Raw genomic sequence first — 20,620 nt, 5'->3', positions numbered from 1 at the left:
TAGCGCCCAGTTTCTCTGCATAACTCTCAGCGCCAGCGCCCGCGGCCACCCCATCCGCTGCTGTATCCGAAATAGAAGGACGACGACGGATAGCTATAAGCCGGATAGGCGGGATACGCCGGATAAGCAGGATAGGCGTAATACGGTGAATACACCGGCTGCGCCGGGTAGACCGCCGCGCCATTGTAGGGACTGGCAGGGACGGCCACACAGCCGCCCAGCAGCAATGCGGCGGGCAGCACGGCCATCAGCAAGGCAGAACGCGGTAAGGGCTTCATCATGAACTCCAGCGGCGCAACGGCACCAACATGACACTATGGCCCGGCGTCGCCGTGCCCGCCAATCTCCTTACCATTTGTTACTCGCTTCATTCATGTCGACGCGAGGATGCAGCAATCTTCACCAAGCGTTATTACTGCCTATACCAGTGTGGCCATAATGAAGCGCAGCGCTGCTTATATAATGTCGCGGCAACAAGCCGAGCCGGGCCACCCTCCGGCACCACAATCAAAACGAGACCCTCCGGCGCGCCCTGCCCTGCAGCGCGCCTGCATCAGGACAAGCCGATCATCATGACCACCCCTGCCTCCCGTCGTGCCCCCATCGTCGTCATCGCTCCCGACTCCTTCAAAGGTTCACTCTCCGCCGAGGAAGTGGCTGCGGCCATCGGTGCCGGGATCCAGGCAGCACTTCCCGAAGCTCAGGTCCGGCTGTGCCCGATTGCCGATGGCGGCGAAGGCACGCTCGACGCCCTCATGCACGCCGGCGGCGAGCGTCTGACCGTCGACTGCCGCAATGCCGCCGGCCAGCCAGCCTCGGCTCCGGTGGGCATCCTCAAGGACGGCAGCGCCGTCGTGGAATCAGCCGCCATCGTCGGCATCACTGATGCCGCCGGCATGGCCGTCGCGGTCAACCAGCGCACCACGCTGGGCGTCGGCGATGCCATCGGCCAACTGCTGGACCGTGGTGCCCGTCATTTCCTGGTGGCGCTTGGCGGCAGCAGCACCAACGATGGTGGCGCCGGGCTGCTGGCAGCGCTGGGCGTGAAGTTTCTTGACGCCTCCGGCGCGATCGTGCCGCCGGTGCCGGCACAACTGCAGCGCGTGACGCAGGTGGATGCCTCGGGGCTGGATGCACGGGTCAAGGAGGCCCATTTCGTGGCGATGTCGGACGTCGACAATCCCTTGTGCGGCGAAGAAGGAGCGACCGCCGTGTTTGGTCCGCAGAAAGGCGTGCGGCCCGAGCAGGTGGCCTTGCTGGACGGCGCACTGGCACACTTCGCTGGCGTGCTGGAACAGGCGCTCGGCCGCCATGCCGCCGGCCAGCCCGGCGCAGGTGCCGCCGGCGGACTCGGCTACGCACTGCTGATGCTGGGCGCGCAATTCCGCTCGGGTGCCGAGACCGTGGCCGACCATATCGGACTCGATGAGGCGCTGGCGGGCGCGGACTGGCTCATTACCGGCGAAGGCCGCAGCGATGCACAAACCCTGCACGGCAAGGCCCCCTTCATCGCCAGCCAGCGCGCGCGTCGCGCCGGGGTGCCGACCACCCTGCTCTCGGGCGGAATCGATCGCAAGTCGCTGGAAAAGCTGCAGACCAGCTTCTCCGGGTGCTTCTCCATCACCTTCGGACCGATGAGCCTGCAGGACGCCATCGCTCAGGCACCGGGCTTGCTCAAGGACAGCGGCGAACAGCTGGCACGCTTGTGGCAGGCCGCGGCCCCGCGTTGAGCGGGGGCTGACGCATCAGCGGGCCACACTCAGACCGGGGCCGCATTCTCGCCGGAGGCAACCGTCCGCGCCCCGCCGAAGCGGGCCATCAGGCGGCGTGTCAGGGGCTTTTCCAGCAGCAGATAAGACAGGCAACCTACGGCCGTGGCCGTGAGCACGGCGGCCAGGCAGATCAGGCCGTAGGCATGCGGCATCCATTTCAGGCCGACGATCACGACGGCGGGCATGATGAAGCCGTGGGCGAGATAGGTGGAATAGGAGGCATCGCCCAGCAAGGCCAGGCGGCCGGCCTGCCGGCGCACCCATTCAAAACGCTCCATCCAGGCCAGGCCCAGTACCAGCATGGCGGACGGCACACCCAGAGCGATGAAGCGGTCCACCTGCAGCCGATGGACAAACAGCGCAAATACTGCCACCGCAATCAGCGCGGCAGGCACCCACACTGGCGGCTGCCTGAACTGCATCCACACGCGTGCCACCGCCATGCCCAGCAGGAATTCGAAGAGGACCGAGCGTCCGAAGAACTGCGCCAGGACGCCGGCACCCCAGGCGTGGGCCACGATGAAGAGCAAGCCGAGGATCACGGTCGCCGTCTTCAGGCGTGGCAGCCGCAATGCGATCACGCCGGCCAGCACGGCGTAAAACAGCATCTCGAAACTGAGGGTCCAGCCGGACTCCACCAGTGGCAGGAGCTCGCCACTGGCCGGTGAGACCATCGGGTAAAACAGCAAGGAGCCCAACAGATACAGGAACGGCAATCCCTCCGCAAAGGCCCTGGACCCGATGGTCAGCACGATGGCCGCCTTGGACAAGGTATAGAACCAGTACATCGGCACAATACGGATCAGCCGCCGGCGAAAGAACATGCTGGCCGTAGCAACCGCATCCGCTGGCGCTGGCCTGCGGCGGGTAGACAGGTACATGACCAGCCCGCTGATGACGAAAAAGATGTCTACCCCCACCCCGCCAAACTCGTGCCAGTAGGACAGCAAGTCGCCCTGCCCGCTGCGCGCCCGCAGTTCCAGCGCCGCGTGCTGCGCCACCACCAGTGCGGCGGCCACACAGCGCAGGAATTGCACCGTCAACAGATGATTGCCCGATGTTGTCAGCATGTTTTTCCCCGATTGAAGTCAAGCCGTCAACGTTCACGCCCCGGTTGCATGATCTGAACCGGCTGCGTGAACGCCCCCTGATGCCTTCCCGCAGCAAGCGGCCGCCCGGATGCGGTTGCCGTAACACCCCCACCGCTCGCCAGCCCCGCACCCGATTCAGCGTGGAGGGACGAGCGAGGTCTGCAAGGGCCTGTCGGGCAGATCCTTGCGACGATGCGTTTCAGGGGTTTCCAGAGGTAGTGGCTCGCACTTTGAATGTCCGCCACTCCTCCCCAGGGGTGTCGGGCCAGCGTGCGCTACCAGTCAACAACGGCGATCAGGCAGACTTTGCTGCGGTGTAATGCATTCCTTTATTTTTCGAAAATGTAGATAAGCGGCAATTATTAACCATCAACAACGCGCAAAACACCTTCTTCGTCTGTCTACTATATTGCGCAGAGCAGCATTTGTCGATTTCATTTTATGCAATACAGCATAATTATTTTACAACAACATAAAACCGCCGTTCCGAACGGTGGCGGGTGAATGCCGATAGCTGCCCGGCATCAATATCTCATCCCAACTTCCCCTTCAACCTGATCCGCAAGCAAGCAACGCAGCCTCCTGAACTCAGTATCGAGCTCCGCATGTGATTTTTTACGACAGTTTTGCAATGAACTCTGACCCATGCCAAATCTGAACGAAAAAGATTGCAAATAAGTAATTAAATTCTATCAGGAAAATGTAAGCATCATTTCCCCACCCCGTGAAAATTCACGAACAAACAGCGCTAAATCATTGATTTTTAAACAATAAAATTGGTCATTTTTTGTTATTCAAAAGATAATTTTATTGCCGTACGGATCAGTTCATTTCCGCAGTGCACTACTCATCAGTAGTGCGCTGCGGAAACAGTGGAAATCCTTTACTGGCGCGGCTTTCCGGCCGATTAAAAAAACCGGGAAGTTTGTGTTTTTTGTCGTTTTTTTATTGCTTGCGCGAGAAAGCAAATGTTATAGTTCCGACATCAACGCATGTTTTGTTACAAGTGTCAGAGGTTGTCAGCAGAAATTGCATATCTGACAATTAGAAGATTGACTGCGACACAAGAGTCACGGGCAATCCAGCATCAAGTGAGTTGATTTGTTTGAATGGAAAGCGCCACGCGCAATCCTCTTCATTAATTGCCGCATCCCTAAGGATTGATCCCATGAAAAAACTTCTCGCTGCCTCGGCCATCGCAATGGCCCTGAGCTTTGCCGGTACCGCCGCGCAAGCTGCCCCCCTGACTTTCTCGTCCAATGGCGTAGCCACGTTCAGCAACGTCATCACGACCGGTGCTGGCTCGACCTTCAGCGACAACTACACCTTCTCGCTGCCGGGCAACAGCAGCGCATCGGGCTCGCTGACCACCATCACCCTGGGTCAACTGCTGGGTCTGGCCATCAACAGCGTCACCCTGACCAACACCACGACCAATACCGTGTTCAACGCCGTGCTCAATTCGAGCAGCTCGTCGACCGGCACCAACTACTCGATTCCCGTCACGCTGCTGACCGGTGGTTCGTACAAGCTCAACATCGCTGGTAGCGTGTCCGGCATCAGCGGTGGCTTCTACGCTGGCGGCCTGAACGTTGCAGCCGTGCCGGAAGCCTCGACCACCGCCATGATGCTGGGTGGCCTGGCACTGGTGGGCTTCGTGGCCCTGCGTCGCCGTCGCAACGAAGACAGCAAGTCCTTCGCAGCCTCGCAGATGACCGCTGCCTGACCTGCAAGACTGGCCTGCCAGAACTGCCAAAAGAAAACGCCCGATTCATATCGGGCGTTTTTTTGTTTGGAGCAACGCTGCCTGAAGACAGCGCCGGGAAGGACGCTGCCTCCCCGCTTCCTACTCTTCCGTAGCCAGCTTCTTGGCCAATGACTGCCAGCGCCAGGTATCGGCACACATGGCATCCACGTCACGCACGGCACGCCACCCGAGCTCACGCTCGGCGCGATCGGTGGCCGCATAGCACATGGCGATGTCACCGGGACGGCGTGCGGTCAGCTGATGGGGCAGTTTCTTGCCACAGGCCTTCTCGAAGGCGGCCAGCATTTCCAGCACGCTGTTGCCGCGTCCGGTACCGAGATTGTAGATGCGCACGCCCGGGCCCTCGCCCAGCTTGACCAGTGTCTTGAGATGGCCCAGCGCCAGGTCCACGACGTGGATGTAGTCGCGCACGCCGGTGCCGTCCACCGTGGGATAGTCGCTGCCATAGACAGCCAGGCTGGCGCGGCGGCCATCGGCCACCTGCGCGATGAAAGGCAGCAGGTTGTTGGGAATGCCGCTCGGATCCTCGCCGATCAGCCCGCTCTCATGCGCGCCGACCGGATTGAAATAACGCAGCAAGGCAATGTGCCAATCGGGGTCCGAGACATGAATATCGCCCAGAATCTGCTCCACCATCAGCTTGCTGCGGCCATAGGGGTTGGTGGCCGACAGGGGAAAATCTTCCGTGATCGGCACCGAGGCAGGATCACCATAGACCGTGGCCGACGAACTGAACACCAGCTTCTTGACGCCGTGCCGTGCCATCGCGGCAAACAGCAGGTTGCTGCCGTTGACGTTGTTGTCGTAATAGCGCACCGGCTGCTGCACCGATTCGCCGACTGCCTTGAGACCGGCGAAGTGAATCACCGCATCGATGGCATGCGTGCTGAAGACCTGGTCCAGCAGGGCCGCATCGCGGATATCGCCTTCGATGAATACCGGCGCCCTGCCCGAGATCTGCGCCACCCGATCGATGACGCTGCGGCGGCTGTTGCAGAGGTTGTCCAGCACCACCACGTCGTAGCCCGCATGCAGCAGCTCCACGCAGGTATGAGAGCCGATGTAGCCGGCACCGCCGGTCACCAGGATCGTTTGCTTGGCCATCTTGTTCCTTGTAGTTCAGTGAAGAAGTCTGTGAAGCATCCATGACCGGGCACATCCACACCCGGCAGCGGTGCCTGAAACGCAGCGGCAGGTCAAGCCGCCGGCTCGCGCGCAACGACCTTCGCGGGCGCGCCCACGACGGTGGCACCGGCCGGCACGTCATGCAGCACCACCGACATGGCACCGATCTTGCTGCCATCGCCGACGTGAACGCCGCCGAAGACCTGCGCATAGGCACCAAACTCGACGTTGTCGCCGATGACCGGAACCGGACCATCTTCCCTGCGGTTGCCGATGGTCACGCCCTGGCGCAACGTGCAGCCCGCGCCAAGCACCACGTCGGCGTGCAGGAAGATGTTGCCAAAGTGCCAGATGCGCAGTCCTGGTCCGATGCGGGCAGTGCGGGGCAGGCTGATACCAAAGGCGGTTTCCACGAAACGGAAGGCCGCCCAGTAGAACACATTGCTGAGCTTTCTCTTGAGCCCGGGCGGGGCGGCTTCGATGCGGCGGCCCCAGCGGTAGACCCAGATTGCCCAGATCGATTGCTCTTTCAGGAAAGGACGGCGCATGTTGTAGCGACGAAGGTCGGCATCCCAGTCAGGATCCTTGCTCATCGGAAAATCCTTTCATATAGCGCTTGGCAAAGCTGCATGTTGTTTTGTCTGCTGCACCGAGCCTTCAAATGAAAGAAAGTTCTCTTTCAGTGCAGCAATTTTTTAAAATAATCTGGTTGAAATCAGCGCCATTTACACATCACAATATTATCTGTGCGCCGCAACAATATGATAAATTCGACGCGCTGGCTAGGGGCAGGACACAGGCCACACGTGCGTTTCCGGGCGGAAAGCTCATCCGGACAACGTGAAAATATAACGGAGGGCATGAACCCTCTTCACCGGTAACTCCCCCGACGCAATGTCCAAGAACAGCGTGCTGTGCGCGCTGCTCTTGTATTTGCGACCAGACCATTACAACTCGTCCAGACCGATGTCCTTCAAAGAGATAGTCAAATCCTCAGGCAAAACACTCCTCACCACGGTCGGCGTCACCGCGATCGGCTTCATCATCTCCGTACTGACGGCACGCATCCTTGGCCCTGAAGGCCGCGGCCTGCTCTCCGGTGCCCTGCTCATCATCAGCCTGTCCAGCTCCATCGCCACTTGCGGACTGGCTTATACCTACATCTACCATCGCGGTGCCGGGCAACAATTCGCCCAGAAACGTTTCGTGTTCCTGTCGGCGCTGTTCATCGGCCTGCTGGCCGCGCTGCTGGCCCTCGTCGGACTGATGTTCAACCACAACGTCGAACTGCGCGAGCACCTGCCGCTGATCATCGGCTTCGCCCTCATCACGGCGCTGCAGAATTACCTGATCAACCTGACGCAGATGCAACCGAGCCTGAGTTTCCTCAACGTCACCCGCATCGCCGGTGTGCTGCTCAACGTGACGGCGCTGGGCTTGCTGTACCTGCTGCTGCGCCCGGTCGATTTCGTCCAGATCCTGATCGGGCAACTGGTATGCGCCCTGCTGCTGATCGGCCTGTGCCTGAACTGGGCACGCAGCAACGTGTTCAGCACTGCTGCGCCGAACCCGCAGCAAGCGGCCGCGCCGCAGGCAAAGACCAGCCAGATGCTCAAGTACGCCTTCAACCAGCACGGCACGGTGCTGGTCGGGCTGGCGCTGACCAATTTCGACAAGGTCTATCTGCTCAAGGTGGCGACCATCGTCGAGTTCGGCTACTACTCGCTGGCCTTTACCACCTCGCGTCTGATCGGGGTGCTCTACGACGCCATGAACACCGCACTTTATTCGCGCTATGCCGGCAAGGAAGAAGGAGAACTCAGCCGCAGCATCAACATGGCCTTCCGCTTCACGCTGCTGCCCATGCTGCTGCTGGCCGCGTTCGGTGCGGTACTGGCACCGTGGCTGATCCACCTGGTCTATGGCCCCAAGTTCGCCTCGGTGACGCCGACCTTCATCATCCTGATGTTCGAATGCGTGATCTCGGGTGCCGGCTGGACGCTGGCCCAGCGCTTCAATGCGGCAGGCCGGCCCGGACTGGTGCTGGTGCGCCAGCTCATCTCGATCGTTCCGGTAGTCGCCCTGCTGCCCTTCCTGCCGAGCGAAAACATCGCGGTCTACCTGGCGTTGCTGATGTTGCTGGGCGCGTCGCTGCGCATGGCCATCACCCTGGTGATCTATCCCTACGTCCTGCGCGAACCCATTCCACGCCTGTTCCCCTCGGCCGATGAAGTCCGCAAGGTCATCGCCATGGCACGCGCACAATGGCAACGCCGTATGCATAAAGGAGAATCCGCATGAACCGCTCATTCCCCCTCTCGATCCCGTCACAAGAAAGTCAAGTAATGAACAAGCATTCTGAAGTCATGGAAGGCCTCAAGGCACATCACGCAATCATCGCCGGGATGCTCAAGGGGAAGCGATTCCATTTCGTAGACATTCCTGATTACGACAACATCGGCGACCTGCTTATCATGCTGGGCACGCTTCGATTTTTTCAAATTCATGGATTAACACCCAGCACGATCGCGACACTCCCCTATTTCGATCACACGCGCGTTCGTGCCGATGACGTTTTAGTGCTTCAAGGCGGGGGGAACTTTGGCGATCTTTACACCAGCATTCACGGACGCCGAGAAGCGTTGATTGCAGCCTTTCCCAATAACAGGATCATTCAGCTTCCGCAAACGCTCTTTTTCTCGTCCGAAGATGCTCTAGCAAAATCAGTAGCAACCATGTGTTCGCATCAAGATCTGCATATCTTTGTGCGCGATATTGTCTCTGAAAAGCTGGCGCACGAATTTACGGACAAGGTATATCTGGCTCCCGATATGGCTCACCAACTGTATCCAGTCAAATCCACGGATAGAGGTGCCAAAGGGGTTCTCCGAATTCAACGGGTTGACAAGGAGAAACCCTATACACCAGAAGTGATCAAGCAGTTGTCAATACGGACGACAACCGATTGGGTGGAGCTTATTGGTGACGAACGCAAATTGATCACCGTGTTCGAGAAGCTGGAGTGGCGTCTCAAACATTACGGCATGCCTGGTGCATTAACGGCTTTGTCCAAGTGGTTTTGGGTACCTGTATGCCGTAGGTTCATGAACAAGGCTGTCGACTTATTCGCTGATCATGAAAGTGTCGTTACCGATCGATTGCACGGACACATCCTTGCCTGCCTTATGGACAAGAAACACATCGTCATCGACAACAACTATGGCAAGAACTCCAGCTACATGAACCAGTGGACGATAGAAAGCCCGTTGACGACGCTGGCACGGGAGAAGACGTGAAAATCGCCTACCTCATCCTCGCGCACAACAACCCCAGGCTGCTGGAACGGCTGATTGCCGAACTCTCCAGCGAGCGTGCCACTTTCGTTCTGCACATCGACAGCAAGGCCGATATCACGCAGTTCGAACGGCTGCGCGCGATGCCGCGGGTGCTGTTCTGCGACAAGCGCATCAACGGGGCATGGGGTGATTTTTCGCTGGTGCAGGCCACGCTGAACATGATGGAACTGGCCCTGCAGCACGAGCCGCAAACCGGCCGCGTAGTGCTGCTCAGCGGCAGCACGCTGCCGGTCCAGCCAAGGTCGTATATCGAAGACTTCTTCCAGCGCCAGGCGGATGTGAACTTCATGGAAGCCTACCCGATGCCCAATGAAGAATACGGCAAGCGCATCGGCCGGCTGGCCCATTACTGGGTGCGCCGGGCCAGACCGCTCATGCGTTACCGCTGGAAGTTGCAGGACCTGATCATCCGCTACGCGCCGCTGCGCGATTACCGCAAGGCGCTGGGCGAACTGCAGCCCATGGCCGGCTCCCAATGGTGGGCAGTGACGGGCGAGGCTTGCCGCTACATGCTGGACTACCACCGGCAGCACCCCCGGCTGGCGTCGTTCTGTAAGCATGTCGACTGCCCTGATGAATTCTTTTTCCAGACCATCCTGGGCAATTCGGAGCATGGCAAGGATCTGCAGCCAAGCATCACCTATACCGACTGGCAGCCGAAACGGGATAGCCCGGAAACCTTGACGCAATCCTACCTGGCGCATTTCGCGCAGCCCGTCGTGATGGCTTCGGAGCGGCACAACTGTCCGTTGCCGGGTGGCGAAGTGCTGTTTGCACGCAAGTTCAACGAAGAGCCATGGCAGGTCGTCGAAACCCTGCTGGAGAACAACCAGCGCAAGGCGCAGACTACCCTCTCCCCGCACTGAACACCAGACAGCCGATCTCAGCCCTCCGCCACTGCGCCGAGGGCTGTTTTTTCATGTCCGCCAGTTGCAGTGAGTCTCCTGGGACAGGCACGCAACCCGCCCGGGAACTGACTCAGGCAGACTCATTGCCGCCCAGGCGGCGACGCTCCCATCGGGCCTTGATCATGCCGAACAGCTTGCGAATCTCGGCCATGGTCGGGACCAGGCGCGGAACCGGTTGCTTGAGCACGTAGGGATACATCGCCAGCGTGATGATCATCCGCAGCACCGCGCCCAGCAGCATCAGCAGGGCCAGATAGACGGAGATGTTCTCCTTCGGCAGGAAGGGTAGCATCAGGACCAGCGGGATGAGCGACAGCACATGGCGTCGCAAAATCAGGCCAGGCTTGCCGCCGGCATTGAAACGCTGGGCCAGGGTCCAGGCAGCTCCCGACAGCACGCATTCAAACATCAGGATGATGAAGCTCGGCGTCACCGAGTCGAACTTGGGGCCGTAAGCCAGGCGAATCAGCCACGGGGCCAGCACCGAGCCAATCCCTGCCAGCACCAGCATGGGCACGAGCGTGAAGCGGAAAGCCGTGTTGATGCTGGAATTCAATTCCCCCTCCTCCTTGCCGGCATAGCGCGAATAGAGGGCCGTATTCATCGCCTCGTGGATCGCACCGATCAGGCGCGAGGTGGTGAAGGCCAGCGTGTAGTAGCCGAACTCCTCGATGGTACCGACCTTGAGCAGGTAGACCTTGTCGAAATAGGTCATGGCCAGCGCCACCAGCCCGGTGCCGTGCTGGTTCAAGGCGTATTTAACCATGTCGGAGGTGCGCGCCCGCGGCAGGCTGGCCAGCTCGGCCGGTGCCGGGCGGGCGCTGAACAGGTAGAGGCGGCACCACTGCAGGCACATGGCGATGAGCACCAGCGCACACACCATTTGCCCGATCAGGATGTATTCGAATTGCACTGGTCGGCACAGCCAATACAGCACACCCAGCGCAGCCAGGTTGAAGATCGCTCCGGAAATGCGCGTCAGGTTCAGGAAGGCCAGCGAGGTTTCCAGCTGCGACAGGTTGAACAGGTAATTCTGCAGGCCCGTGACCACTGCAAAGGCGGTAATGAGCGCGATGTGCTGGTGCAAGATGGCGTTGTCGTTGATTCGGACACCTACTGCGGCCAGCAGCAGTGTCCCGACGCCGATCACCAGCGCCGACAGATACACGAAGCGCCGCTGATGGAAGTACAGCCCGGTACCGCGGAAGTAGATGTAGCTGTACGCCAGATCCCAGCGCCCCAGCGCCGTCGACAGGCCGATGATGAGCAATGAGCCCGACAGCAGTCCGCGCCCCTCCGGACCCAGCATGCGCGTGGTCAACACAGAAATGGCAAAACCGAGCACCGTCACGCCGACCGTGGTCAGCAGGGTTCTTCCGGAAGACTTGACTATCTCTTTGAAGGACATCGGGTATGGATTTGATGGGATCGAAGACCACGTGCAGCGGCGTCAGAAACAAGCAGAAGCCTTCAGCTGCTGCGCAAGGTCGGCAACGAAGCCGGCAGAGCCACGAAGCGCGTGGCACGCAACGGACATCGACGCCAGGAGTCCTGTGAACGGCGGCAGCTCATCTGTAAAGAGCGGTAAGGAATTTACCATAATGCTGCGGCGCACAGTAAAGAATTCGTGGTCATAAAAACAAACTTGACGCATTGTTATGCTCGCATAAAAAACGGTCCAGAAACAAATAAAAAATCACTTGGATCGGTTTTTATACGCACTGTTACCTCTTGAAACACCCTTCCTGACAAAGCACTGACAGCGCACTGACGTGCCACTGACGCCGCAGCCAGTAACGCGCAAATTAATAAAACTCGCGTTTTCCAAGTACGTATTTGCTGACAAAATACTGACAAACCCTCATTTACATATTGCAGTGCAACATGTAAGGATATGCGCAAGCGGTGATCGCCACCAATCTGGCGGCTGTGGGGGCGTCAAGCAGAAGAAAGTTGGCGGGAGCACAAAAGAAAACGCCCGATGGCAGCCATCGGGCGTGATGCAGTTTCCTGATGCCACTGCCGGAGAAGCCGGCTGCAAGGCAAAAGAATCAGGGCCTGTTCACCTTGAATCTGCGAGATTCAAGGTGAACAGGCCCTGGTAACGGTCCGGCGACCTCAGGCGCGCTTGTAGACGTCGTCGAAACGGACGATGTCGTCTTCGCCCAGGTAACTGCCCGATTGCACCTCAATGAGGTGCAGCGGCAGCTTGCCCGGATTTTCCAGGCGATGGGTCACGCCGATAGGCAGGTAGATGGACTCGTTCTCGCTGAGCAGGGTGACTTCCTCGCCGCGTGTGACGAGGGCCGAGCCGCTGACCACGACCCAGTGTTCGGCGCGATGGTAATGCATCTGCAGCGACAGCTTCTCGCCCGGTTTGACGATGATGCGCTTGACCTGGAAGCGCTCGCCGGAATCGACGCTCTCGTAGCTGCCCCAAGGACGGAAGACGCGCTTGTGATGGACGTGCTCGGTGCGCTTGGCATTCTTGAGCTTGTCGACGAAGGCCTTCACTTCCTGCACCTTCTCACGATTGGCGACCAGCACGGCATCGTCGGTTTCCACCACGATCAGGTCTTCCACGCCGAGCACCGCCACCATGCGGCTTTCCGCGCGCACCAGGGTATTTTTGACCTGGTTGAGGTGAACGTCTCCGCGCACCACGTTGCCCTCGGCATCCGCCGGCAGCACTTCGTGCAGCGCACTCCAGGAACCGACATCGCTCCAGCCTATGCTGGCGGGCACCACGACCGCGCGCGAGGTGTTTTCCATCACGGCGTAGTCGATCGACTCGGAGGGGGACGCGGCGAAGGCGGCCTCATCCAGGCGACAGAAATCGAGGTCGTTGTAGGCTTTGCTCACCGCCTCCTTGACGGCCGCACCGATCAGCGGACGATGGGCTTCCAGTTCGGCGAGGAAATCGCGCGCCTTGAACAGGAACATGCCGCTGTTCCAGTAATAGCCGCCCTGCTTCAGGAAACCGGTGGCGGTCTCCAGATCCGGCTTCTCGACGAAGCGATCCACCAGGAAGTTGCCGGTATCGGCACCGTGGGCGCCACCGCGCAGGATGTATCCGTAGCCGGTTTCCGGCTGCGTGGGCTCGATACCGAAGGTGGCCAGCGCACCCTGCTGCACCGAAGCCATGGCGCGGCGGACTGCCTCATGGAAGGACAGCACGTCCTTGATCACGTGGTCGGCCGGCAGCACCAGCATCACCGCCTCCGGATCGAGGCGCTGCAGGTGCAAGGCGGCGGCGGCGACGGCCGGCGCGGTATTGCGGCCCTGCGGCTCGAGCATGATGCCCAGCGGGCGCACGCCGATTTCACGCATCTGCTCGGCGATCATGAAACGGTGCTCATTGCCGCAGACGATCAGCGGGGCCTGGACTTCCGGCCAGGAACCGACACGCGAGACCGTCTCCTGCAGCATGGTCTGTTCGCTCACGAGCGGCAGGAACTGCTTCGGATAGGCGGCACGCGAGAGCGGCCACAGGCGGGTTCCCGAACCGCCGGACAAGATGACGGGATAGATTTTGGTGATTGACATTAGGTGCTCCTGTTATCCACGCCAGTCCGTGGTTTGAGACGGCGGTCGCGCGCGTCGTTCCACTGCTCGTCCGGCTGATCGGACGTATGCTTCATTGCGCCATCATGGGTGACGCTGTAGGCACCATAGACCACGCTGTCTTCAAAGGTGGTGCCACTGGCTACGCGAGTATACTCGAACAGCACGCTGCGAATGACCTTCGCGCCGCTGCAGATATGGCTGCCATGGCCGATCCAGGCCGGTCCGATGATGGTCGAGCCGGCTGCGATATGAGAACCGGCTCCGATGTAGACCGGCCCTTCGATGGTGGTGCCTTCCCACTCGATGCGGGTGTTGAGTCCGACCCACACACCTTCCTGGATCTGGGTACCGGGCACGTACATCTGCGCCACTTCCCCCTTCAGCACGCTCTGCAGCACCGACCAGAAATCGGTGACGTTGCCGATGTCGATCCAGTTGAAGAAGCGCTTCTGGGCATAGAACGGCAACTGCTTTTCCACCAGCAGCGGGAACAGGTCGGAGCCGATGTCGAAGAACTTGTCCTTGGGGATGAGCTCCAGGGCTTCCGGCTCCATGATGTAGATACCGGTGCTGGCCAGATTGGACAGGGCTTCTTCCTGCTTCGGCTTTTCCTGGAAGGACTTGACCTTGCCGTCGGGCTCGGTCACCACGATGCCGTAGCTGGAGACCTGCTCCATCGGCACCTCCTTGGTGATCACGCTGACCAGCGCGCCCTTGCGGCGGTGCTCGAACAGGGCCGAATGGATGTCCAGATCGATCAGCGCATCGCCGCAGATGACCAGCGTGGTTTCATCAAAGAAGCCACCGAACTCCTGAATCTTCTTCATGCCGCCTGCCGAACCGATGGGATCCGGGAAGACCTGGCCGTCGTCATCCACATAGCCTTCGAAGGAATAGCCGATGCGCGCGCCGAAACGCTGGCCTTCGCCAAAATAATTCTCGATGCGGTCATGCAGGTAGCTGACGTTGACCATGATGTCCTGGATGCCGAATTTCACCAGGTGCTCGATCAGATACTCCATCACGGGCTTGCCCAGAATGGGAATCATCGGTTTGGGCAGCGCGTAGGTCAGCGGCCGAACGCGGGTCCCCTTGCCCGCTGCGAGAATCATCGCTTTCATGTTTGCCTTTCTTGCTCTATGGAGTTGAATCGAAAAACGGTTGCCCGGCACAGGTCGCGGCACGAAGATCGCTCATGCCGCAGTCCCTCTGTCCAGGACAGGAATAAGGACAGCGGGGACGGCGTCACCGCAAGGGCTCAAGCAAATACTGTGCGCACATCAGCTCGAACTGCCGCCGCAGCGACGCCGACGGGTTGATGATCGCCCAGGGACGCTTGGCAGCCATGCAGGCTGCATACAGCAGGATCAGGGAACCGACGGCGGCGCTGTCGATCCAGGTCAGTTGCGCGCAATCCAGCACCACCGGCCCCTGCCCTTGCGCAGCCTGGGCCAGCAGCAAGCGCCAGCGCCCGATGTTGGGCTGGCCGATGGCACCGCTCAGCAGCAATTCACTGGTGCCATGATCCAGCTTCAGTTCCATGCCGGCCGCATCAAATTGCGCGACGGCAGGCGCCGGACGGCGCGCCGCCCGCGCGGCCGGGATCACGACGCTCCACAGCAGCTTCAGCAGGGTGCGGCCATCATTCCAGTAGCGCCGCCACAGCGCCGGCTCTTCCTTGATGCGCCAGGCCCATTCCAGTCCGGTCTTCTGGACCCAGACCGGAGCACGCGACACGGTTCCGGCCACGAAATTGATCACGGCCCCCAGGTGGCCCATCAGCGGCACCTGCAGGGCATCGCGATTGCGTTGCACCCATTGCTGGCCCTTGCGGGCGGCCAGTGCCACAACGAGGAAATCGGCACCGCTCTGGTTGATCGCCGCGATGGTCTCGGGGCTGCTCATTTCCTCGACCGTGCCGAAGCCGGGGGTTTCATAGCCGACCGCCTGCATGCCGCTGCGGTCGGCGTTGATCTTCTCGCAGGCCAGCTTGGCAACGCCGGGCAAGCCGCCGAAGAAATAGATGCGCATGGGATCGACGCCATTGCGGCCAGCCGTGCTGCGCAGGGCGTCGAACAAGGTCGAGCCGGAGACGCGTTCGGTGAAGGGCAATCCCAGGGCGCGGGCGATCCACACGATGGGCATGCCGTCGATCACCGACAGGTTGCTCTGCAGGACGGTTTCGCGGAACTGCAGGTCTTGCAGGCAGGCGATCACGAAGTTCAGATTGGGCGTGGACAAGAAGCAGCGGCGGCGTTCCTTGCTGGCCAGATGCATGCGCGCGCAGGCTTGCTGCACATCGACCAGGTCGAACGGCAAACCGAGGATGCAATACACCTCGCGCGAGAAATCCGGCCCCGGATCGATCACTGCACCGGGCTGCGCAGCCACTGGCGCGGACGCCACTGCAATAGGCTCATTCAGAGTCACGTTTGGACCTCACCCACTCTACCTGACGATTGAAAAGAAACTTCACATACAACGGCACCTTGCGTGCTACATAGCCCACGGCGCTGAGCAACTGGCGCAGATTGATCACATCGCGCGCAAACCCGGACCAGGCCAGCAGCACCGACGACACCAGCGCGGCCAGCATCAGGCTGGCCAGCCCAAGGGCCGCCGTACCGCCCAGGACCAGCGCGGCCAGCAAGGCCAGCAGCCACGCCACGCCGGTGAGCATGACCAGCAAGGCCAGCGGCGGTACGCTCAGGTCCAGCGCCAGCGCCGCCAGCGCACCATTGCGCAGGCGCAGCGACTGCCGCAGCAGCTTGGGCACATAGGTCTGGATCACGCTCAGATGGCCGTGCTCCCAGCGCGTGCGCTGGGTGCTGACACCGCTTTCGCTGACCGGGAAGTAGCTGTAGACCAGCGCGTCCGGACAGAACAGCGGCGGCTGTCCCACGGTGGCCAGGTCGACACCCAGCTTCATGTCTTCGACGATGTGACCGGTGGCCAGATCGACCCGTCCGATCTGCTGCCAGCCAAATGCCATCCCGGTGCCCATCAGCTGGCAGGGTTGGCCGAGGCGCTGGAAACCCAGGGGCCGCACATGATTCTTCACCACCCACGCAAACTCGGCGATCTTGCGCATCGGGCCGGATTCCTGCGGCACATGCATCAGGTACAAGGCCTGCACCGGACGGCCCGACTGCACCGCGGCGCGGCTGACCGTGTCCAGCGCATCGGGACCCAGGAAGCAGTCCGCATCCACGATGATCACCACGTCGGGCGGATCCTGCGACAGCTGCCGGATGCCATGGTCGAGCGCATAACCCTTGCCGCGCAAGACATCATGAAAGCGTTCCGTGACCTCGGCACCGCTCGCGCGGGCAATGGCAGCGGTGTCATCGGAGCAGTTGTCCGCCACCACCAGCACACGGTCGCCTTGCACCAGCTGGGCACGGATGCCGGCGATGACCTCGGCAATCCCTCCCGCCTCATTGTGGGCCGGCACCAGCACCGCGATGCGCGGACGCAGCGGACTCAGCACCGTCGACCGGGGGCGCGCGAACCGCGCCGCCAGCACCTGCACCAGCAATACCGTCACCGGAATGGCCAGCAGCACCAGGAACAGCAGCAGTATCGTTTGCAATAGTCCTATCAACATCGTCTCTTTCCGTCTCTTCCGATTCAAAATCCTTCATGCGCCCTGCGCCACCAGCGTGCCGCCGGGCGCTGTCCGAAGGCTTCGCCGCAACCACCCGGCTCGCATTTTCACCTGCAGCAGAAGCCACTGGCCCTGGCGCCGCGCTCTCCTGATGAGTTTGGCCAGTGGCACGCAACCGGCAGTCAACGACTTGGTCAGAATGTGCATTTCCACATGGCACCAAACCGGTCTCATCAAGAGTGAAAGCTCACCTTATCTTTCACATTATGCGGCATCCTCCGCACAAATTTGCTGCACTTGCACACATTTTGTTGCTGCGCTTCGAGAGCCCATCAAATGAAAAGTTCGCATTCAACCTGGCCTGAGCTTTCAGCTTTTTTTACGCCATGAACAGCGACAGGCTCGCTATACTTTTCAGGGGCACCGAACCGTTGGGCGCTTTGTGCGTCAGACTGATTCCCAAGGCAGCATCTTGCCCTGCGGCACCCCCACTACTTCATAGGAAATGCTCATGCAACGAAAATTCAGCAAGCTACGCCAAGCCCAGTTATGTCTGGCGCTTGGATGCACAGCCCTGGCCAGTGCACCGGTCTGGGCTCAGGAATGGGGCAGCTACCTCAAACCCTTCGCTGCGGATTCACTGTGGAACAGCCGGCCGGTCAATCCCACTTTTTCCAACGACGTCATCCCTACATCGACCTATTCGCCGCTGATCACCAACGGCGATTACTCGACCGGCGTGTTCCTCGCCAGCCCGAATGATCCGGCGGTCACCGTGACCGGGCCAACCGGCAGCAACAGCCTCAAGATCGCTGACGAAGAGGTCTTCCGCGACATCACCATTCCCCACTGGCCGGCCGCGACCAAGCCGGGCCCGGGCGGCGATGCTCACGCCGATATCGCGGACCCGTCCACCGGCATCATCCATTCCTTCTGGGGCCTGAAACAGCAGGACGGCAAATGGACTGCACGACTCTACGCATGGACCAAGATGAACGGCACCGGCTGGCCTGATCCTGCGCATTACTACCAGGGCGCGCGTGCGGCGGGCGTTCCTGCTTCGGCCGGGCTGATCCGCATCCACGAAGCTGCCGCCAAGCCGGAGTACTATCCGCACGCGCTGGCCATGACGATGACCTACAACGGCCTGAGCGCCAAGCCTACCTACGTTTTCCCGGCCACCTCGGCCGACGTCAATGCGGCGAAGGTCAACAGCGGTCCATTCCCGGAAGGCGCGCTGATGATGCTGCCGCCTTCCTTTGACACATCCAAGATCACCAACGAAGAAGTGCGCCGCATCGCTGAAACGCTCAAGCGCTACGGTGCCTACGTCATCGACGCCAACGACGGCACGCCCTTCGCCATCTTTGCCGAGATCGGATCGAGCGCCAATCCTTCCCCGGGCGGCTGGAATGCCACCGTCTCCAACGAACTGCAAACCATCCGTGCCGCCCTGCGCCGCGTGACCGGGGCCAGCGGCTGGATCGATGGCAACGGCAAGGCCTTCACGCCCAACCAGAATCTCAACCTGCTCTCCATGCGCGGTGCCTGGACCCTGCAAGCCGGCAGCGGCCAGGCCACCTTCGACTCGTGGCAGCAATCGGTGGTGATCTCCGGCGCCAGTGCTTCCACGATTGCCGTCAATTACTCCAATCGCGGCATGCAGCCGGTCGATTGGGCCAAGCCGGTCATGGGTGCCAAGTACAAACTGACAGCGCGTGCCACAGGTGGCGGCAAGCTGCGCTTGACCATCTATGACAAGCTGGTCGGCAAGGTGGTCACCGACTCCGGTTACCTGGCCAATGGCCAGAGCACGACCTTCGTCTGGAATGCCAACACCCCGCAACTGATCATTTACGCGCAGAGCGGCGGCGCTTCTTCGACCGTCGGAGCGGAGCTGATCAAGGCCGAATAACGGCCAGGCCCGCTGCGGTGGGCTGCACCTGCACGGCGCAGCCCACCCATCATGGCCCCTCAGGCAGCAGGGGCTGCGGGCAGGCGCGACGCTTGCCCCGCCCTTTCCTTATCAGCCGGCTGTCCATTCAGATAGAGCGACCAGCCCATGCCCATCGCCATCCAGAAATACCAGTTGAACGCCAGATAGCTGAGCATGTTGTCGGAGGCCGACACGACCAGATATTGAACCAGTGCGCAAATCAGGATGCCCGCACCCAGCCGATCCCTGGGATAGAGCCGCAGCAGCGCCCGGAAGGCCTGATAGAACAGCACCAGGTAGGCGACCAGCCCGATGACGCCAATATCGAAAATCAGCTGGACGAACACATTGTGTGCCTTCCACTCGAAGTTGCCTGACAGCGGGAAGAACACGTTCGAGTAGTAACCGAAGGCTTCCACGCCATAGCCCGTCAGGTAGCGGCTGGGCGACATCCAGTTCAGCGCACTCTCCCACAGCAGCACGCGCCAGGCGAACGAATTGAGCTTGGCGTAGTTGCCTACCACCGTACCGCCTCCGTCCAGATCCATGATCCGCTGTTGCACGCTGGGGATCAGCAAGGACAGGCAGCACAGCACCAGCAGGTAGATCAGGTAGCGCCGTTCGAACATCAGCCCGTACAGAACGAACAGCACCAGAACCGCCGCCCATGCACTGCGCGTCTGAGTCAGCAGCAGCAAGACCATCAGCACGCCCAGATAGCCCGTGAAGGCAAAGCGCTGCAGCTGGCTCAGCTTGAAGGTCGGGCTTTTCAGGACGTACAGACCCAGAGAAATGATCAGGGTCAGGTAGAAGGCCAGGATGTTCGGGTGCGTAAAAGTACTCTGCAGGCGGAAGCCGCCGGACACGCCACCGGCCATCGCCACGCTGACCAGCCCGTAGATGGCGGGAATGACCGACGAGCCGATCATCAGGCGCACCATGAAGCGGAAGTCATCCTCGGTGCGCACGATATAAAACGCGCAGACGAACACGGCAAAGTAGGAGCACAGCGAGAGCGCGGTTTTCAGGCCAACGGCAGCATTGGGCGAGACCACTACGCACACCGCCTCCCATGCCAGGAAGATCAGCCAGGCCACGGCCGCCTTGCGCGGCAGCAGGCGCGGCCGCTCGATGAAGAAGAGCAGCGCGATCAAAATGATCAGAGCATTGATGGCCCCGCCGAGGCCGGCACCGCCGCCGCCGGCCCCTACCCGCGTGGACTCCAGCACGACGTCGCCGGAGGCGCGCAGCAGCAGGATCAGCAACAGCAGCAAGCGCTTGTTGAAGACGAAGATGGCGCCCAGCAGGAACAGCGCCGGCACTGCCGCCAGACGTCCGACGCTGTCGCCCAGCAAGGTTGCCGCCACCGGCAGCACCATGCCGACCAGCACGGCCACCATGACGCCGGCTGCCAGGATGAGCAGCTGGGTCAAGTCCAGATTGATTTTTCTCATTTCATTGTCCTTCGCTGCAAGCCGAGCCTGCCTGTT

General features: G+C 60.8%; 16 protein-coding genes. 6 read left to right on the top strand and 10 right to left on the bottom strand.

The features are described 5' to 3' along the window. Window positions 1-26 precede the first annotated feature (26 nt). Window positions 27-281 (bottom strand): hypothetical protein, encoded by a 255-nt coding sequence (locus tag J2X56_RS00780; RefSeq protein WP_227022623.1) that lies wholly within the window; start codon window positions 279-281, stop codon window positions 27-29. 291 nt (window positions 282-572) lie between these two features. On the opposite strand from J2X56_RS00780, the gene J2X56_RS00775 reads away from it, so the two are divergent. After that, complete coding sequence (locus tag J2X56_RS00775) at window positions 573-1,730, top strand: glycerate kinase (protein WP_134135236.1); 1,158 nt, start codon at window positions 573-575, stop codon at window positions 1,728-1,730. A gap of 29 nt (window positions 1,731-1,759) precedes the next feature. On the opposite strand, the gene J2X56_RS00770 is transcribed toward J2X56_RS00775, so the two are convergent. Continuing rightward, a complete protein-coding gene (locus J2X56_RS00770) occupies window positions 1,760-2,842 on the bottom strand; it encodes an acyltransferase (RefSeq protein ID WP_134135234.1) in 1,083 nt (360 codons plus the stop codon). A gap of 1,189 nt (window positions 2,843-4,031) precedes the next feature. Here J2X56_RS00770 and J2X56_RS00765 point away from each other — a divergent pair. Further along, window positions 4,032-4,589: an FxDxF family PEP-CTERM protein gene (locus J2X56_RS00765; protein WP_121039665.1), complete on the top strand. Its 558-nt coding sequence runs from the start codon at window positions 4,032-4,034 to the stop codon at window positions 4,587-4,589. A gap of 120 nt (window positions 4,590-4,709) precedes the next feature. Here the strand turns inward: J2X56_RS00765 and galE are convergent, their stop codons facing one another. Both galE and J2X56_RS00755 read right to left on the bottom strand, forming a co-directional pair. Then, on the bottom strand, window positions 4,710-5,735 hold the full coding sequence (gene galE, locus J2X56_RS00760; RefSeq protein ID WP_121039662.1) for a UDP-glucose 4-epimerase GalE: 1,026 nt from the start codon (window positions 5,733-5,735) through the stop codon (window positions 4,710-4,712). 92 nt (window positions 5,736-5,827) lie between these two features. After that, a complete protein-coding gene (locus J2X56_RS00755) occupies window positions 5,828-6,349 on the bottom strand; it encodes a serine acetyltransferase (protein ID WP_121039659.1) in 522 nt (173 codons plus the stop codon). Window positions 6,350-6,650: 301 nt separating this feature from the next. Here J2X56_RS00755 and J2X56_RS00750 point away from each other — a divergent pair, with 301 nt between their 5' ends. From J2X56_RS00750 to J2X56_RS00740, 3 genes are read left to right on the top strand one after another with little or no spacing between them, the layout of a single operon-like run. Beyond that, window positions 6,651-8,057, top strand: coding sequence for a lipopolysaccharide biosynthesis protein (locus J2X56_RS00750; protein WP_134135231.1), 1,407 nt, complete (start codon window positions 6,651-6,653; stop codon window positions 8,055-8,057). Continuing rightward, entirely contained in the window at window positions 8,054-9,052 is a 999-nt protein-coding gene (locus J2X56_RS00745; protein ID WP_310157346.1) for a polysaccharide pyruvyl transferase family protein, read from the top strand. Before J2X56_RS00750 ends, J2X56_RS00745 begins: the two co-directional genes overlap by 4 nt. After that, a complete protein-coding gene (locus J2X56_RS00740; protein ID WP_310157343.1) occupies window positions 9,049-9,978 on the top strand; it encodes a beta-1,6-N-acetylglucosaminyltransferase in 930 nt (309 codons plus the stop codon). Before J2X56_RS00745 ends, J2X56_RS00740 begins: the two co-directional genes overlap by 4 nt. Before the next feature lie 112 nt (window positions 9,979-10,090). On the opposite strand, the gene J2X56_RS00735 is transcribed toward J2X56_RS00740, so the two are convergent. The 5 genes from J2X56_RS00735 to J2X56_RS00715 form a co-directional block, all read right to left on the bottom strand. Continuing rightward, complete coding sequence (locus tag J2X56_RS00735) at window positions 10,091-11,428, bottom strand: lipopolysaccharide biosynthesis protein (RefSeq protein ID WP_204725381.1); 1,338 nt, start codon at window positions 11,426-11,428, stop codon at window positions 10,091-10,093. A gap of 710 nt (window positions 11,429-12,138) precedes the next feature. Continuing rightward, window positions 12,139-13,566, bottom strand: coding sequence for a mannose-1-phosphate guanylyltransferase/mannose-6-phosphate isomerase (locus J2X56_RS00730; RefSeq protein WP_310157339.1), 1,428 nt, complete (start codon window positions 13,564-13,566; stop codon window positions 12,139-12,141). Beyond that, entirely contained in the window at window positions 13,566-14,699 is a 1,134-nt protein-coding gene (locus tag J2X56_RS00725) for a sugar phosphate nucleotidyltransferase (protein ID WP_039788631.1), read from the bottom strand. The genes J2X56_RS00730 and J2X56_RS00725 overlap by 1 nt, the downstream gene beginning before the upstream one ends. Window positions 14,700-14,832: 133 nt before the next feature. Next, window positions 14,833-15,993 (bottom strand): WecB/TagA/CpsF family glycosyltransferase, encoded by a 1,161-nt coding sequence (locus J2X56_RS00720; protein WP_310157336.1) that lies wholly within the window; start codon window positions 15,991-15,993, stop codon window positions 14,833-14,835. A gap of 10 nt (window positions 15,994-16,003) precedes the next feature. Then, the gene (locus J2X56_RS00715; RefSeq protein ID WP_121039641.1) at window positions 16,004-17,194 is read right to left on the bottom strand and encodes a glycosyltransferase family 2 protein; all 1,191 of its coding nucleotides are present in this window, start codon (window positions 17,192-17,194) and stop codon (window positions 16,004-16,006) included. Window positions 17,195-17,705: 511 nt separating this feature from the next. On the opposite strand from J2X56_RS00715, the gene J2X56_RS00710 reads away from it, so the two are divergent. Then, complete coding sequence (locus J2X56_RS00710; RefSeq protein ID WP_121039638.1) at window positions 17,706-19,109, top strand: Atrophin-1 multi-domain protein; 1,404 nt, start codon at window positions 17,706-17,708, stop codon at window positions 19,107-19,109. A 59-nt stretch (window positions 19,110-19,168) separates the two neighbouring features. Here J2X56_RS00710 and J2X56_RS00705 read toward each other — a convergent pair whose 3' ends face one another. After that, window positions 19,169-20,584: an O-antigen ligase family protein gene (locus J2X56_RS00705; protein ID WP_310157332.1), complete on the bottom strand. Its 1,416-nt coding sequence runs from the start codon at window positions 20,582-20,584 to the stop codon at window positions 19,169-19,171. Window positions 20,585-20,620: the final 36 nt, after the last annotated feature.

The sequence above is a fragment of the Herbaspirillum sp. 1173 genome, from assembly GCF_031455335.1.
In the GTDB taxonomy this organism is placed as follows: Bacteria; Pseudomonadota; Gammaproteobacteria; order Burkholderiales; family Burkholderiaceae_D; genus Herbaspirillum; species Herbaspirillum huttiense.
Note: the sequence above shows the minus strand (reverse complement) of the source record. Positions and strands in the feature narration are given on the sequence as shown.